General features: G+C 43.1%; 15 protein-coding genes. 9 read left to right on the forward strand and 6 right to left on the reverse strand.

Features of this window, described 5'->3' with window-relative positions; translation table 11 throughout:
- Positions 1-2: 2 nt before the first annotated feature.
- Both CRO19_RS13530 and CRO19_RS13535 read right to left on the reverse strand, forming a co-directional pair.
- Positions 3-875 (reverse strand): ParB/RepB/Spo0J family partition protein, encoded by an 873-nt coding sequence (locus tag CRO19_RS13530; protein WP_097096293.1) that lies wholly within the window; start codon positions 873-875, stop codon positions 3-5.
- Complete coding sequence (locus CRO19_RS13535) at positions 876-2408, reverse strand: recombinase family protein (RefSeq protein WP_097096294.1); 1533 nt, start codon at positions 2406-2408, stop codon at positions 876-878.
- 500 nt (positions 2409-2908) lie between these two features.
- Here CRO19_RS13535 and CRO19_RS13540 point away from each other — a divergent pair, with 500 nt between their 5' ends.
- Positions 2909-3304 (forward strand): hypothetical protein, encoded by a 396-nt coding sequence (locus tag CRO19_RS13540; RefSeq protein WP_097096295.1) that lies wholly within the window; start codon positions 2909-2911, stop codon positions 3302-3304.
- A 70-nt stretch (positions 3305-3374) separates the two neighbouring features.
- On the opposite strand, the gene CRO19_RS13545 is transcribed toward CRO19_RS13540, so the two are convergent.
- Positions 3375-4793, reverse strand: a complete 1419-nt coding sequence (locus tag CRO19_RS13545; RefSeq protein WP_141400271.1) for a sugar porter family MFS transporter — start codon at positions 4791-4793, stop codon at positions 3375-3377.
- Positions 4794-4954: 161 nt separating this feature from the next.
- Positions 4955-5641, reverse strand: coding sequence for a hypothetical protein (locus tag CRO19_RS13550; protein WP_097096296.1), 687 nt, complete (start codon positions 5639-5641; stop codon positions 4955-4957).
- Between the two features lie 151 nt (positions 5642-5792).
- Between CRO19_RS13550 and CRO19_RS13555 the strand changes: the two genes are divergently transcribed.
- Positions 5793-6551: an alpha/beta fold hydrolase gene (locus tag CRO19_RS13555; RefSeq protein ID WP_097096297.1), complete on the forward strand. Its 759-nt coding sequence runs from the start codon at positions 5793-5795 to the stop codon at positions 6549-6551.
- A 218-nt stretch (positions 6552-6769) separates the two neighbouring features.
- Positions 6770-7171: a hypothetical protein gene (locus tag CRO19_RS13560; protein WP_097096298.1), complete on the forward strand. Its 402-nt coding sequence runs from the start codon at positions 6770-6772 to the stop codon at positions 7169-7171.
- A gap of 809 nt (positions 7172-7980) precedes the next feature.
- Here the strand turns inward: CRO19_RS13560 and CRO19_RS13565 are convergent.
- Positions 7981-8922: a fimbrial protein gene (locus tag CRO19_RS13565; RefSeq protein WP_097096299.1), complete on the reverse strand. Its 942-nt coding sequence runs from the start codon at positions 8920-8922 to the stop codon at positions 7981-7983.
- 452 nt (positions 8923-9374) lie between these two features.
- Between CRO19_RS13565 and mltB the strand changes: the two genes are divergently transcribed.
- Both mltB and CRO19_RS13575 read left to right on the forward strand, forming a co-directional pair.
- Entirely contained in the window at positions 9375-10457 is a 1083-nt protein-coding gene (gene mltB, locus CRO19_RS13570; protein WP_097096300.1) for a lytic murein transglycosylase B, read from the forward strand.
- A gap of 85 nt (positions 10458-10542) precedes the next feature.
- Complete coding sequence (locus CRO19_RS13575) at positions 10543-10878, forward strand: zinc ribbon domain-containing protein YjdM (protein ID WP_097096301.1); 336 nt, start codon at positions 10543-10545, stop codon at positions 10876-10878.
- A 32-nt stretch (positions 10879-10910) separates the two neighbouring features.
- Here CRO19_RS13575 and CRO19_RS13580 read toward each other — a convergent pair whose 3' ends face one another.
- Positions 10911-11798, reverse strand: a complete 888-nt coding sequence (locus CRO19_RS13580; RefSeq protein WP_097096302.1) for a dihydrodipicolinate synthase family protein — start codon at positions 11796-11798, stop codon at positions 10911-10913.
- A gap of 164 nt (positions 11799-11962) precedes the next feature.
- Here CRO19_RS13580 and tam point away from each other — a divergent pair, with 164 nt between their 5' ends.
- The 4 genes from tam to CRO19_RS13600 all read left to right on the forward strand — a co-directional run bounded on the left by tam (position 11963) and on the right by CRO19_RS13600 (position 15128).
- On the forward strand, positions 11963-12739 hold the full coding sequence (gene tam, locus CRO19_RS13585) for a trans-aconitate 2-methyltransferase (protein ID WP_097096303.1): 777 nt from the start codon (positions 11963-11965) through the stop codon (positions 12737-12739).
- Positions 12740-12841: 102 nt separating this feature from the next.
- Complete coding sequence (gene pncC, locus CRO19_RS13590) at positions 12842-13336, forward strand: nicotinamide-nucleotide amidase (protein WP_097096304.1); 495 nt, start codon at positions 12842-12844, stop codon at positions 13334-13336.
- A gap of 92 nt (positions 13337-13428) precedes the next feature.
- The gene (gene recA / locus CRO19_RS13595; RefSeq protein WP_097096305.1) at positions 13429-14499 is read left to right on the forward strand and encodes a recombinase RecA; all 1071 of its coding nucleotides are present in this window, start codon (positions 13429-13431) and stop codon (positions 14497-14499) included.
- Positions 14500-14615: 116 nt separating this feature from the next.
- A complete protein-coding gene (locus CRO19_RS13600) occupies positions 14616-15128 on the forward strand; it encodes a regulatory protein RecX (protein ID WP_176519154.1) in 513 nt (170 codons plus the stop codon).
- Positions 15129-15138 lie beyond the last annotated feature (10 nt).

Here is a 15138-nt window from a genome sequence, read left to right on the forward strand (position 1 = left end):
CCTCAATTAGTGGTATTTTTAACTATAACTTTGACTACATCTTGTAAACTCTCTTCGTCTACTATTTTAGAAAAATTCTCATTGCTGGTAAGTTCTTTGAAAATCTGACTTGTAACCAGTAATTTAATCTCTACATATTCAGCTTTATTTTTAATTTTTTTATGTTGAGAGATATTGTCCTGATAAAGTTGCTGCAATTCATCAGTAGTCATCTTCTTCTTTTTCTTAGCAACTCCAAAATTATTATTAATGAAACCTTTAAGACCTTCATCACGCGAGTCGAGAATTTCGCGAATTTTACCAACATCTTTATGCTTTATCAGACCTTCGTCAAAAGCTTTTAGCAATAGTTCTTGACCACCCTCGAAGTCCACTCTTGCAATCTCTACCGCAAAAGATATAGGTATGCATCCTGATTCAACAGCCGATAAAAGTTTGTTTTCACCTTTATTAATAAGCATGGTTAAGCTTGTAATCCAGTGTAAAGATAGGCCGGTAGAGCTTGATATCTCCTTATTAGTTAAACCTTGTTCAGCCATTTCTTTTATTCGTTGAAACTGTTCCCCTGCTCTAGGAATTACTCGGGCCATGTTTTCGACCAAACTCATGATGTAAGCCTGGTTTTCGTCTATATCCAATATAAAAGCGGGAATTAACTCCTCACCCAATGCAGTCAACGATTCAAGTCGGCCCTGACCGCAAATAAGTGCGAAGTCGTATTTTTTATCAACGATCCTTCGAATCGTTATTGGTTTCCTTAGCCCGCTTGCATCAATGCTTTCAGTTATTTCTGCATGACGAAATTTGTTCCTCGACCGAGGGATTACCACCTTAATAGAAGATATTTTAACCATGTGAACATTTTGATCTTGCATTTATATTACATCCTTATTATCAGTTGATAGCATATTAAAGAATGGTTTGATATCATCAAAACGATACATTTCGAACAAAAGGTTATTGTTATCTTTGAGTTTTAATTCATTTTCAAAAAAATCTAATGACGGTAATATGTAGTAATCAACAGGCTCTGTGTTGAGACTGTTCATTCTTGCAATGATACTAATTTCTGGATTTAGACTTCTGTCCAATCGCACTATCCATCTATGCTTGTTTAAACCTACTTTTTTACATCGTGAAAGCACTATGGAGAAGCTTAAAGATTTATTAATTGAAACCAGTTTATTTTCAAGTATGTTCACTTCACTACTTAGAATTTCATTTTGTATTTTGTTAACAATATCACCGTGTTTTTTTCGTAGGTAAGAGTTTATCTCTAAGTATTGATAATCTCGATCAGGGGTGTAATCTATTAATTTATATGCATTAAGAAGACCTCCAAAGCGGTTTGCAATTACACTGCTTGATGGACTATCATCCTCCTCATCTATAATAAAGCCTGATATTTTTCCATGCTTGGAAAGAATTTTTCTCAAACAATCAAGGATTTTTTCATTGCTCATTTTTATAGAACGATTATTAATTATTTCCTTAGCTAATTTAAATTTTTCTTCTGAAATGATGGGTTTGAAAAAGGAACTATACTCAATCCATTCATCTTCAGGGTTGCTAACCTTTTTTGTCTTTAACTTTTGTGACGTTCGGTTGTATGTGTATTTGCCTGTATATCTGCTATTGATAAGAACGGAGTGAATTCGACCTCTTGTCCATTCTGTTTTATCGCTGAATCTATACCCCTCCTGATTAAGTCGTGAAGCGATAAGATACTCATTCAATCCGTCAAAAATGAACATATTAAAAATCTTTTTTATCAGCTCAATTTCTTTTTTTGTTCCAGGAGTGAGAACTATTCTGTCTGTTTGAAGGCTCTTTCTCTCGCCATGAGCGAGTATCATCTTTGGTTTATTATTATTATCAAGTAACTTTCTTTTAAGCCCATATCCGGGTTTTCCTCCTTGATAGTATCCTCTTTTCACCAGGTTAACATGTCCTGCAAATACCTTTATTGAAAGGTTTTTACTTAAGGCTCCCGCTGCGTACATAAGTGAAGAAAGTATGAATGTTTCAGTTTCACTATTTTCCGGGAGGTTTTCGGCACAATAGATGACATTCACATTATTCATTTTAAGGAGATATTTATAGTAAATGCCTTCTTGGGGATCCTTGAATCGACCAAAACGACTTACATCGTATACAAGGACTGCATCGATATTAATAACCTTTGTCAGAACATCATTAACTAGTTTATTAAAGTCATGCCTTCCAGTAGTAGTTACACCACTCTTACCTGCATCGTCATAGGTATGTATGATTTCCATATTGTGCGTATCAGCATACTTTTTGATGAATTGGGCTTGATTATCCAGCGAAAACTCTTGGAGGTTTGTAGACATCCGTAGATACTGGGCAACCTTAAGCTTATGAATGTAATCAGTTTTATCAGTCATTTAAGTTCCTTGATGGAACAGCAAAAAAACTATTGGTTAAAAATTGATCAATTTTCTATCGGTTGCAACTCTTTTTTTCTCCTCGCCAGGTATATGTGAATGGTCCATCTAATAGCTTCTCTTTGAGTGTAAGTGCTTGAGTGGAAGGGAGTCAGGATAGTATGAAACAAGATGAATTTATAGAAATCCATCTTTTAAGCATGAATCACTAATTTGAGATTTTAAGATTAGAGTCACATTATGAAAGAGTTAATAAAAAAGGTTTTCTGAAAACATGCTTGATTAATATTAAGTATAGAAATCAATAAGACCAATTGATGAATTAAAATTGGATACCTCACTTTCTTCTTAGGAGAAGTATCTATGAATATAAAGTAAAATGCTACTTTATAAATTCTTAAACCTCGTTCTTCTTAGCCTTTAATAAATGTGGCGAGTTTGACTTTATTTTAAAATCAGATAAAAAATTATATAGCATTAAATCAAAGAGAGGGATTGAAATGGATAAGACAGAAGTCACAGATGATGATATAAAAGAGGTAGTGGTTAGGCTTGGAGAGACTACATCACAATTATTAAGTGAAAGGGGGGTAAGTGACAATTTCTTAGACTTTCCAAGTGGAAATATAGTGATTGAGTTATTTTTGAAACATTTTGAACTTAGCTTTGCTGAAAAAGCACTATTCATAATAAATAACTTCGATTTATCAATTTATTATACCGGAAAAAATGGCGAGATTGAGCATTGGATCGTAGAAGAATTGCTTGATTCTAATTTTGATAACACCCTTGAGGATATGTTGGTTAGGAGAAGAGTTAAGGAAGAAAAGAATAAGGTAAGTAGTATATTGAATCCTGAAAATGGTGAGTGTGATGATTGTAGAAAAAGACTATAAATTTTCAAAAATTATATTTTGGAAAAGATAAAAGCCAGCAATGAATGACTGGCTTTTATTAGGTTTAAACTTACTGTCCCAGATCGCGAAGCTTCTTACCAGACATCAGATTTTTTTCAATGTGCTCAAGAGTAACCCCTTTAGTTTCAGGGACGAGCAGAAAAGTTATCACGATGAAGACCAGATTGAACCCTGTATAGAGCCAGAATGTCCCTGCCGGACCTATGCTACCCAGAAGTGAAAGGAAGGTCGCACCGATAATCATGTTTGCAACCCAGTTCATCGTGGTTGAACAGGTAATCCCAAAGTCCCGGCATTTCAGGGGTTGTATCTCAGAACACAGTATCCAGACCACAGGAGCCGCGCTCATAGCATAACCACCGATGCATAACATCGTCATACCCACTGACACCCATGACAGACCCGTACTGATTTCTCCCTGACCCGCTTTCATCAGACAGTATCCCAAAACCATTGTGGCGAAGGCCATTACACTAAATCCTATCTTCAGGATTGGCTTCCTTCCTGTTTTATCAACGGTGAAAACTGCAATGAAGGTGGCGAACATGAAGGTCAGACCCACGACAATGGTCGCAATCATTTGCTCTTGAGTGCTCTGGAAGCCAGCCATTTTAAAAATCTGAGGGGCGTAATACATGATAATGTTCATACCCGTAAACTGTTGCATACCCTGTAGCAACATACCGAGATAAACGGCTCGTCTCACATTGCTGTTCTTCCTGAAAAGTGCAAACCCTCCCTGCTTCATACGGAGGCTTTCCCTTATCTCATTCAGCTCCTGTCGTGCTTTCTCAGATGTGTCTCTGAGCATTCTGAGTACTTCTTCCGCTTCTACATGCAAGCCTTTAGAAGCCAGCCAGCGGGGACTGTTAGGCAGGAATATCACCATAACGAAAAGAATAACCGCTGGTATAGCGAGAACTCCAAGCATTGCTCGCCAGTTGCCACTGTAACTGAATGCAGTATCCGACAGGAAAGCTACGACAATTCCAAAAGTGATCATGAGCTGATAAAGACTGATCATTTTTCCGCGAACATTCTCTGTTGCCATCTCTGACAGGTAGAGTGGGGCTGTATAGGAAGCAATGCCAACGGCCAGCCCGAGCAGAACCCTGAATGTAAGAAGAACTTCGACACTGTTTGCGAATGCAGAACCAAGTGATCCCACAATGAAGAGGATGGCTCCAGCCATAAGGCTGTATTTTCTTCCCAGACGATGCGAAACCCAGCCGTTGCAAATTGCTCCAATCGCGGCTCCCAGCATCATACTGCTGACAACCCATTCCTGTTCATGACTGGTTAACTGAAAATGTTTTGTGATGAAAGGCAGGGCACCTGAGATTACCCCTATATCCAGTCCAAAAAGAAGCCCTGCGAGAGCAGCAGAAATGGATACAAAGAGATTCATTCTTCTGACTTTTGATTGATGGTCACTATCGTAGGTGACTGTCTGATTTACATGAGACATCATTAAGCTCCGCTCATACAGCATGTAATAGTGCTCAAGCTTACTCAGGGGTTTCAGGCAGGATTAGGGCAACTGTCTCTCAAGATATGGACTTTATTGCTATGGCTGTAGTTTGTGTGATGAGGATCTCACTACGATCCTCATCATTAATATTTTTTCAACTAAATAATATTTACAGGCTTGTCCCAGTCATATCGAGTCAGCACAAGTTTGATTTTACCTTCAATTTCACCATATCTTTTTTCTGAGTGTGAAAGGAAATACTCTCTAATGAGTGGTGGCAATTTATTAGATTTATATCTCAATATAGTCGTATGCCAGAAGTCAGGGGGTAGGGCTTTACCCAGATATCGATCCTGTAACTTTAACTGCCAGTCAGAACTCATAAGATCATCCCAAAATATTTTTCGCAGGTTGATTGAGTTACTATCAGGGATTCCAGCCAATAATAACTGATTAGGCAATGCTACAAGCTGAAGCTCTTTCACTTTAAGCTCGTTATTTCTTATGGTAAGGCTGAACCGTTCTGTCAGATCGGCAATTTCAGAAATGTCATTATAGGCTTCATAGATGGACTGAGTTATAGCGAGGAAAGTCATGTGAAAATTTTCTTCGCTCATAACCTCTGCTAACGGATCATTATCAACGAGTAATTTAACATCAGATAACAGTGCTTTTATTTGCGGGTTTAATTCGGGCTGAATACCACTTGTCAGAGCTAACAGTTTTTCAGGATAGAACATCACACCCTTTTCATTAAAGTGATTTTCTAGTTCCAGTAACCATTCATGAATAGTTTCCTGAGAACGATTAGTGTATATGTTCTGAAGGTAGTTATCATTGTCCAATGTCTGCTCCCTAAAAAATGAATTTTCAAAACATGGTTAATATTAATTAACAGATTATATGTTTGACTGAACATTGCTTTGTTCTAAGTTTAGACTAAAATTTCTCTGTCTAATTAGAAATTAAAAAAACAGGTTCAGTAAGAGGTTACAAATGCTTAGCTTCACTCGTCAGGGGAATCAGGAAGGACCGACATTAGTTTTTATGCATTATCTTGGTGGTTCTGCTAACACCTGGACTCCTGCAATTAACAATCTCAAACATGATTACGATTGTATTGCTTTTGATATGCCCGGTTTTGGTAACTCTGGGGCCTTAAAAGATATGAGTATTCAATCGCAGGCTAAAACTGTGTGGGAAAATATTCGTGATCTTAAGATAAAAAAACCGTTCCTGATTGGTCACTCAATGTCTGGTAAAATCGCGGCCATTATTTCTTTACAGTTCCCCGATGCAATTAGTGGACTTATTCTCGTTGCTCCATCACCACTTACTCCACAGCCTATGACTGTCCAGCAATACCTGCAACAGAAAGAATGGACGGGAAGTTCAGAAGAAGCCAAAGCATTTGTAGACGGTGCATGTTCACAGCCGTTGAAACCGGAATTAAAAGAACTCGCTATTGAAGACACCCTACGAGCTGACTGTAAAGCATTTCATAAATGGGCTGATAATGGAAGTCAGGAGGATTATGAAGGTGTCTTTGATAAAGTTAAATTACCAGTTAAGTTAATAATTGGTAATGATGATAGAAGTGTTCCTAATATCACCGAACAAATCAAAAGGACTTTGGTGTACTTCAATCCTTATTCTTTTAAAATTATAGAAGATTGTGGGCATCTCTTACCTTTAGAATGCCCTAAGGAACTTTGCAAAGAAATAGATATTTTTGTGAGTTTGATTTATAAGTGATTTTTTTTGGCAAATTTTCAGGTGGTTGATTTAAAAACTATTAATATTTGCCTTAAAAATTCCTTTCTGAAATTTTTAGCTTTTTGATAGGGGTAGTTCTTACTAAGTGAGAATAAAATAAATTTCAACTATTTTAAGTAATGATAATTTTCAGATGACAATTATAGTATTGACATGTTTATAATTTGTGTTAAATAAAAATAAAAAAGGAGAGTTAAATGAAAGGTGAAATAGCTTTAGAAAAAGAAAGTTTATCCTTAGAAGGTGCTAAGGTGTTTTTAGCAAAGATTCATAATGATTTGCAGGCATTCCTTGAGAAAATCAATATAATTGAGGACTATGAAATGTACCCTGCTGAGGATGTTGTTTATATCATGCTCAGAGATTTTTACAACTCGGAAGAGTGTTTAAAGCTTTTTACTATTGTTCATGGTTTTGAATTGACCGAACTTGCCGAATATAAAAGTGTTGATTGGTGGTTCTTATCTTCTTTAGTATTCGATGTAGATATTGATAAAGTTAGAGGTATTATAGAAAAAAAGATTGCTGAAGAAGAAAAGATTAAAATAAAATCGATTGTTGTTAGTGAAGAAGATGTAAGTATCAGAAAAAGGATCTGATATATATTTTGAAGACTCTTTATACCCTGTAAGCATTATGTCTCTTAACATAAAACATGAGTTTTAGGGTTTATTTTGCACTGTTTGAAGTTTTTCTTAGCAAAATCCATTCAAAATAAGTATTCCTTAGGTAGCTCAGCAGTAATTACCTCCATTTATTTTTTTTATAATCATTTAGTTATCAACTCATTCTTAATACTGCTGCATCATGGGCGTGTGGATGGCCAGATCCTTGTCAATAGACTCTTTCATAATACCCTAACTTGTTTTATTGATTTCAGGTGCACGTAATGGCTAACCATAAGCTTTTGATTTAACTTCCTAAAATCGAAATTTTATCTCTAAAGTATCCAGGTTACTTTGCAGAAGAGTGCCTGGTGGTGCTGAACGGATGGAGGCAAAAGTAAGTGAAAATCATCATCATGGCCGACTGCGGTCAAAATGCGACCGGTTAACATCAAACCAGAAATGATTACCATTAGCCGTATCTTATCACTGACAACAACTGAGTTTCACCAGCGGGATTGAGGATAGAGGGATGTGTTACCCAAACGGCCTGGCCTTTCTCTCGATGCATATCCAGCGGGAAAGACGTTAACAGAGTAACCACCGGAAATGCATCGGATTTTGCTAGTTTTGGTCACGCACGCGAGGCGGCTCGCAAGATTACACGCTTGTCTAAGCAATCACTTCGGAACGGGAGTAGAGGTGAATGACATGCCTATCAAAATGGGCTAATTGTTGTATCTTTCCCGGCAGGTAACGCAAAAAAGTGGGAGGAGATTAATTTTGCTTGGGGTTTGGTCGCCTCAATTATAGGCCATAGTAAATGTTGCGTTGGCATTGGCGGTTCCACCATCAATAGGGTCGCTGAGCTGATAATAGCGAGCAATTAATGGCACACTAAAGTTTCCCGCTTTAGTCACCGTGCCGAAATCTACTGGCGAACCCAATTTTATAGGTGTTGTACCTTTTAATAACTGAATGCCAATCCCTTTCGCCTGATCTTCACCTGCATTTAAGGCTAAGACACTAGCTGGACCAGCGATGGGGCCATCAAGCGTAACGCTGACTCTGACATTTTCATCACAGTCGAGGTCAATATTAAACCCTTTCGGTTTAGCTGTGGTTCCAACGCCCTTAAAGTCTAAACTACTTACATTAGCGAGTTTGACATCAATTACCGTATTTTTTACGCTGCAGGCCACAGGAATGATTTTATTACTGCCGGTTAAGGACAATGAGGTGTAATATCTTGGATCAGTCACACTCAGCGCCCGACCAATTTCTCCCGTTGTAATTTCACCTGCTCCAACCGAGTTAGCACTCGTTTTGACTAGTTCAACCTGGTAACTGAGTAAAAAGAATGGATTATCTGCTTCGCCCTTTTCTTCAAAAGGATATGCCCATTCATTGGCTCCTGACTGCTTAATCCTGATCCCAATACCACTAATGTTAGTATTGAATACCCGGTTGCCATATGAACTTAGCGTATTGAAAAGCACTGTTCTTCCCCCCCAAGTCCAGTCCGTGGTACACACAAACACAGCATTATTTGATCCTAATACATATTTAGACGCCACAATGTGCCCAATCGGTGCGTCGCGGGGGACATATATATCACCAAAGTTTACTGAGGTTTTTACCGGTCCGGTGTGGCCGGGCATCCATTTACAAACGGCTAAAGCTGAGTCTGAGATTATTAATAATGTCACCAGAATAAAATAGAACAGTGAGGTTCTCGTTTTCATTTTGTTCCCTGGTTATCCTTCTTACATATCATTTTTTTGATTTTTTTAAATGTTACTTCCAAAAACAAAAGTGACATTAAATACTATTCTTTATGCCGCGCATAAATCTGCTATTGCTACACTCGTTATTCTAAAATCAGCGCTGAGTGCTGTTGAAGATAATTGCCTGTAATATTTTAAGGCTGCCGCTGTAGATAGTTTAAATTCTTTTTCGTTTTAGCGGCAACAGGGGGATGTCCTGGACTTGTGTGGGAAAATGCTTAAGTTTTGAGTGTAAAAAAAATCAGCTCTTCCTGCTCGAGGTAGCAAGAATCGCGGATATGGCATACATGATTATTGCAATCCTCTAAAACGGCGAAAAAATGACACCTTTTTAAGACATAGCTCTGTATCCCTCTCCGATGAACGATTACCATTAGTGATTACGTTTTCACTTGGCTTATGGATATCCAATGCGTTTTAAGGTTGCTCTTCTCCCGCTTATTATTCTGCTCGCTGCCTGCAGCAGTAAGCCTGCATCCCATCAGCAACCCGCCGTTGTTCCTGCACCAAAAGGCGGTTTCTTACTTGAGCCTTCACATGCTGTTCAACCCATGTTTGGCGATTTTGCCGGTAACCCTGCCGCCGAGCAGTTTATCGACCAAATGGTGGCAAAACATGGCTTTAACCGTGAACAACTGCATGCCGTTATTGGCCAGGCGAAGCGATTGGATTACGTGTTACGTCTGATGGATCAGCAGGCCCCGAGCTATACGCCGCCAACCGGTCCAAATGGCGCGTGGATACGCTATCGCAATAAATTCATTACGCCGGATAACGTGCAGAATGGCGTGGCATTCTGGAATCAGTATCAGGATGCGCTCCAACGCGCCCAGCAGGTTTACGGCGTACCGCCGGAAATCATTGTCGGCATTATTGGCGTGGAAACACGTTGGGGCAGGGTGATGGGTAAAACGCGTCTGCTAGATGCATTAGCAACGCTGTCATTCAGCTATCCACGTCGTGCGGCCTACTTTAGCAGCGAACTGGAGACATTCCTGCTGATGGCGCGCACAGAACAAGATGATCCGCTGGATCTACGCGGCTCATTTGCCGGGGCGATGGGCTATGGGCAGTTTATGCCGTCTTCATATAAAGAGTATGCCGTCGATTTTAATGGCGACGGACATATCAATCTTTGGGATCCGGTTGATGCGATTGGCAGCGTAGCTAATTACTTCAAAGAACATGGCTGGCGTGCGGGCGAAAACGTAGCGGTGCCCGCCAGCGGTCAGGCTCCGGCACTTGAGAATGGCTTTAAGACCCGCTACCCGGTAAGCACATTAGCCGCAAGTGGTTTAACGCCGCAGGGCTCCCTGGACGGAAACAATCAGGTTAGCTTATTGCGTTTAGATCTCGGCACCAGTTATCAATATTGGTATGGCCTGCCTAACTTTTACGCCATCACGCGCTATAACCACAGTACGCACTATGCCATGGCGGTGTGGCAGCTGGGTGAAGCCGTCGCGAAAGCGCGCCAGGGCAACATGTTTTAATGCTGTCCATGTAAAGTGTATGGGTATAAGATGGCGCCCCTTTTGCGGTGCCATCTTCACCGCATCCGACTTCTGAGGAGCGCTTATGAGTACCGTACCTGCTTGCCCTGCCTGCCAGGCTGATTACACCTGGCAAGATGGCGATAACCTGAATTGCCCATCTTGTGGACATATCTGGACCGCAAATGCCGATGATGCAGCGGAGGGTTTAGTGGTCCGCGATGCGAATGGCAACCTGTTAGTGGATGGCGATAGCGTTACCGTGGTCAAAGATCTTAAGGTTAAAGGCAGCTCTACCACGCTGAAAATGGGTACCAAAGTAAAAAGCATTCGCTTAGTCGAAGGCGATCATAATATTGATTGCAAAATTGATGGCTTTGGTCCGATGAAACTCAAATCTGAGTTTGTGAAAAAGAACTAATGACAGGACGGCACTGCGCCGTCCTGCCTGTTTCAACTCAGCAAACGATCCACGTCCTCGCACTGTTCCGCTGTCAGCTCGCCACCATAATTGCGCGAGTAAGCGTTCATGGAGCCAAATCGGCGAGCAACGGCAGTTTTAATGGTGGTAACAAAATCATCACCAATGCTGTAAATCGCCATCAGTTTTCCGATGTGCTGTTGGATCTCACAGAGCTGTGCTAAATCGTCCGCGCGCCAGGCCTGCATCGCGCGAGCAAACAGTTCGGGCACAATATTGTTCAATCCTGAAATCACCCCGGATCCGCCCGCTAAAAGATTGGGCAGTAAATATTCGTCGTAGCCGGAAAGCACGGTGAAATCGCTGCGCACCTTTTTCGTTTCTTCAATTAACGCACGGTTGTGCGACAAACAATCCATGGTGTCTTTAATACCGATAAAATTAGGCAACTCTGCCGCCAGTTCCGCCACCAGGTTAGGCGTTAAATCGCAGCCGGTGCGTGCAGGAAAATTATAGGCAAACCATTTGCCGCCTAACTGTTTATCCAGAGCTTTGAAATAGCTCAGCAGCTGTTTCTGTGTCTGCCCATAATAATAGGGGGGTAACACCATCACAGCATCAAACCCGCTTTGCCAGGCGGCATTTGCTAGCTGCAACATATCCGGGATGCAGGTACTTGAGACATTGGCCACCATCGTCAGCGGCGAAAGTTGTCTCGCTTCGCGTATCAGTAATAGCCGCTCCTGCTGAGTAAGCGATGCAAACTCGCCAATGCTGCCCATCAACAGCAGGGTATCAATACCCGATTGACTGAGACGTGAAAAGTGTCGCCCGAGCGCATCCATATCCAGATTATTGTTGCTGTCAAAGGGCGTCACTGATGGACACCATACGCCGGTTAATACAGGTTGCGCAGACATAGCTATCTCCATCATAAAAATGAAACATCATTTTAATTTAGTGTCATCTACGTACGCTAACCAGTCGGCGGGGCCAAAAAGGTGAGGCACCGCACTTTTCTCTTTCTATTCTGAAGAGAAAAGCAGGTAGTGTGTGCCTCTTCAGCCAAGACAGGAGCATTGCCATGCAAGACTGGAATCCACAGTTGTATCGTCAATTCGAATCTGAGCGTACGCGTCCGGCGCGAGAGCTATTGGAGCGTATACCGCACACAGATGTGCGCTTTGCTACCGATCTTGGCTGCGGCCCTGGAAACAGTACGGAGTTGTTGACCCACGCCTGGCCGAATGCGCAGATAACCGGCATTGACAGCTCTGAAGCGATGTTGGTGCAGGCACGTGAGCGGCTACCAAATTGCCATTTTCAGCAGGCGGATATTCGCACCTGGCAAGCCGAGCAACCGCAGCAGGTCATCTATGCAAACGCTTCATTACAGTGGTTAACCGATCACCCTACCTTACTGCCACATCTGGTGAACCAGCTTGCCGTCGGTGGTGTATTGGCTATTCAAATGCCCGACAATCTTGAAGAACCATCACACCGCTTGATGCGTGAAGTCGCTGCGAGTGAAAAATGGCAGGGGCTGATTTCGCCGCAGGCGGCCGACCGCAAACGGCTGCTCACCACCGATCGCTATTACGATCTGTTAATTGATGCGGGCTGTCAGGTTGATATCTGGCGTACGACCTATTATCACCTGATGGCGGATACGCAGGGCATCATTACCTGGTTGCGCGCCACCGGGCTACGTCCTTTCCTCTCGGCGCTGGATGAAGCGCAGCAAGCTGCCTTTCTCCATGATTACCATCAGGCACTGATTCCTGCCTATCCTGTTCGCAATGATGGCCGGGTTTTGCTGGCTTTCCCGCGACTGTTTATGGTTGCAGTGAAAACCCGTTAAGGTAACTGGAAGCGAGTGCGCAGAATTGGTCGATCAAGGTTGAAAAGGGCTTTTCGGCGCACCATTTACTGCTAACGTTAAGCGCCACACCGGGAGAAGCCAATGAACGATGAACAGTTACAGCACTTAAGTCGCCACATTGGCGAGCAGTTGAAGAGACGTAAGGCCACGGTAACCGCGGCGGAATCGTGTACCGGGGGCTGGATTGCCAAAGTGTTTACTGACATTAGCGGAAGCTCCGCCTGGTTTGAGCGCGGTTTCGTGACGTACAGTAATGAAGCTAAGCAGCAGATGGTGGGCGTACATCGTACGACATTAGAGCAGTATGGCGCCGTTAGCGAACAAACTGTGCGTGAAATGGCAAGTGGCGCCAGGCAGGCAGCGTCGGCAGAATACGCAATTGCTGTCAGTGGCATTGCGGGACCGGATGGCGGCTCTGTCGATAAACCAGTGGGTACCGTCTGGTTTGCTATTGCGGGTCCAGAGGGGCGCGTATTAGCGCAGCGTAAGATCTTTGCCGGTGACCGGGATGCAGTACGTCGTCAGTCAGTAGCCTGGGCGCTACAAACACTGCTTGATGAATTTCTGACAAATTAAACTTGATACTGTATGACCATACAGTATAATTAGCAGCAACAGAACGAGCGACATACTTGATGTCGGCTCACCCAGCATGATTAGGAGTAGAAATGGCGATCGACGAGAATAAACAGAAGGCTTTAGCTGCCGCACTGGGCCAGATTGAGAAGCAATTTGGTAAAGGCTCCATCATGCGCTTGGGTGAAGACCGCTCAATGGATGTCGAAACCATCTCTACGGGTTCACTGTCACTGGATATCGCGCTTGGCGCGGGTGGCTTGCCGATGGGACGTATCGTTGAGATTTACGGACCAGAATCTTCAGGCAAAACTACGCTGACCCTGCAGGTTATTGCTGCCGCGCAGCGCAAAGGCAAAACCTGCGCCTTTATCGATGCTGAACACGCGCTGGATCCCGTGTATGCGAAAAAACTGGGTGTCGATATCGACAACCTGCTGTGCTCGCAGCCGGACACCGGCGAGCAAGCGCTGGAGATCTGTGATGCGCTGGCACGCTCAGGTGCGGTTGACGTGATCATCGTCGACTCCGTGGCAGCACTGACGCCTAAAGCGGAAATTGAAGGCGAGATCGGTGATTCGCACATGGGTCTGGCCGCGCGTATGATGAGCCAGGCGATGCGTAAGCTGGCCGGTAACCTGAAGCAGTCCAACACGCTGCTGATCTTCATCAACCAGATTCGTATGAAAATTGGTGTGATGTTCGGTAACCCAGAAACCACAACCGGTGGTAATGCACTGAAATTCTACGCCTCTGTCCGCTTGGATATCCGCCGCATCGGTGCGATCAAAGAGGGCGATGAAGTGGTGGGTAGCGAAACCCGCGTGAAAGTCGTGAAGAACAAAATTGCGGCACCGTTTAAGCAGGCTGAATTCCAGATCATGTACGGCGAAGGTATTAACACCTTTGGTGAATTGGTGGATCTTGGCGTGAAACACAAACTGGTTGAAAAAGCCGGTGCGTGGTACAGCTATAACGGTGAGAAAATTGGTCAAGGTAAAGCGAACTCAACCAACTTCCTCAAAGAGAATCCGGCGATCGCTAATGAAATCGACAAGAAGTTACGTGACTTGCTGTTGAGCGGAGATGCCGCGGCGGCAGAGACTACGACTATCTCTGCTGAGGATCGCGAAGAAGCTAGCGAAACCAACGAAGATTTCTAAAATAACAACGGGAGCAGAAATGCTCCCGTTTTGCTTTTCCCCTGCCAGCGCTTTTCCTCCTCGTCTTCTTGCTTTACCCTGCGACCCTGCACGACGGTTAGAACAAGGTTGATCACATGTCATCATCATCAGCGGCACCTGCACCAACATATTCCCGTTTACTCGACCGTGCCATGCGCATTCTTGCGCAGCGTGACCATAGCCGCGAAGAGTTGAAGCGTAAACTTCAGCTCTCTTCCCAACGCGCCGCTTACCTACAGCAGCAAGAAAACATACCGATTCCAGAAGAGTTACTGGATAAAGTTCTCGACTGGTGTCAGGAAAGCGGATGGTTAAACGACCAGCGCTTTACTGAACGCTTCATTCAAAGCCGTGCCCGCAAGGGGTATGGTCCTCAGCGCGTCCGGATGGAGCTGCAGCAAAAAGGGATCGACCGGGACGAGATTAACCAGGCTCTATTTGATACAGAGGTTGACTGGAGCCAGTGTGCTGCCGATCTCGCCAGGCGCAAGTTTGGCGAGCCATTGCCCCAAACCTGGGCTGAGAAAAGCAAAGTGCAGCGCTTTTTAATGTCAAAAGGCTTTATGATGGAAGATATTCAGGCTGTTTTCAGAAATAGTGACGACTGAAAGGCGATGT

Source organism: Candidatus Pantoea floridensis, from assembly GCF_900215435.1.
In the GTDB taxonomy this organism is placed as follows: domain Bacteria; phylum Pseudomonadota; class Gammaproteobacteria; order Enterobacterales; family Enterobacteriaceae; genus Pantoea; species Pantoea floridensis.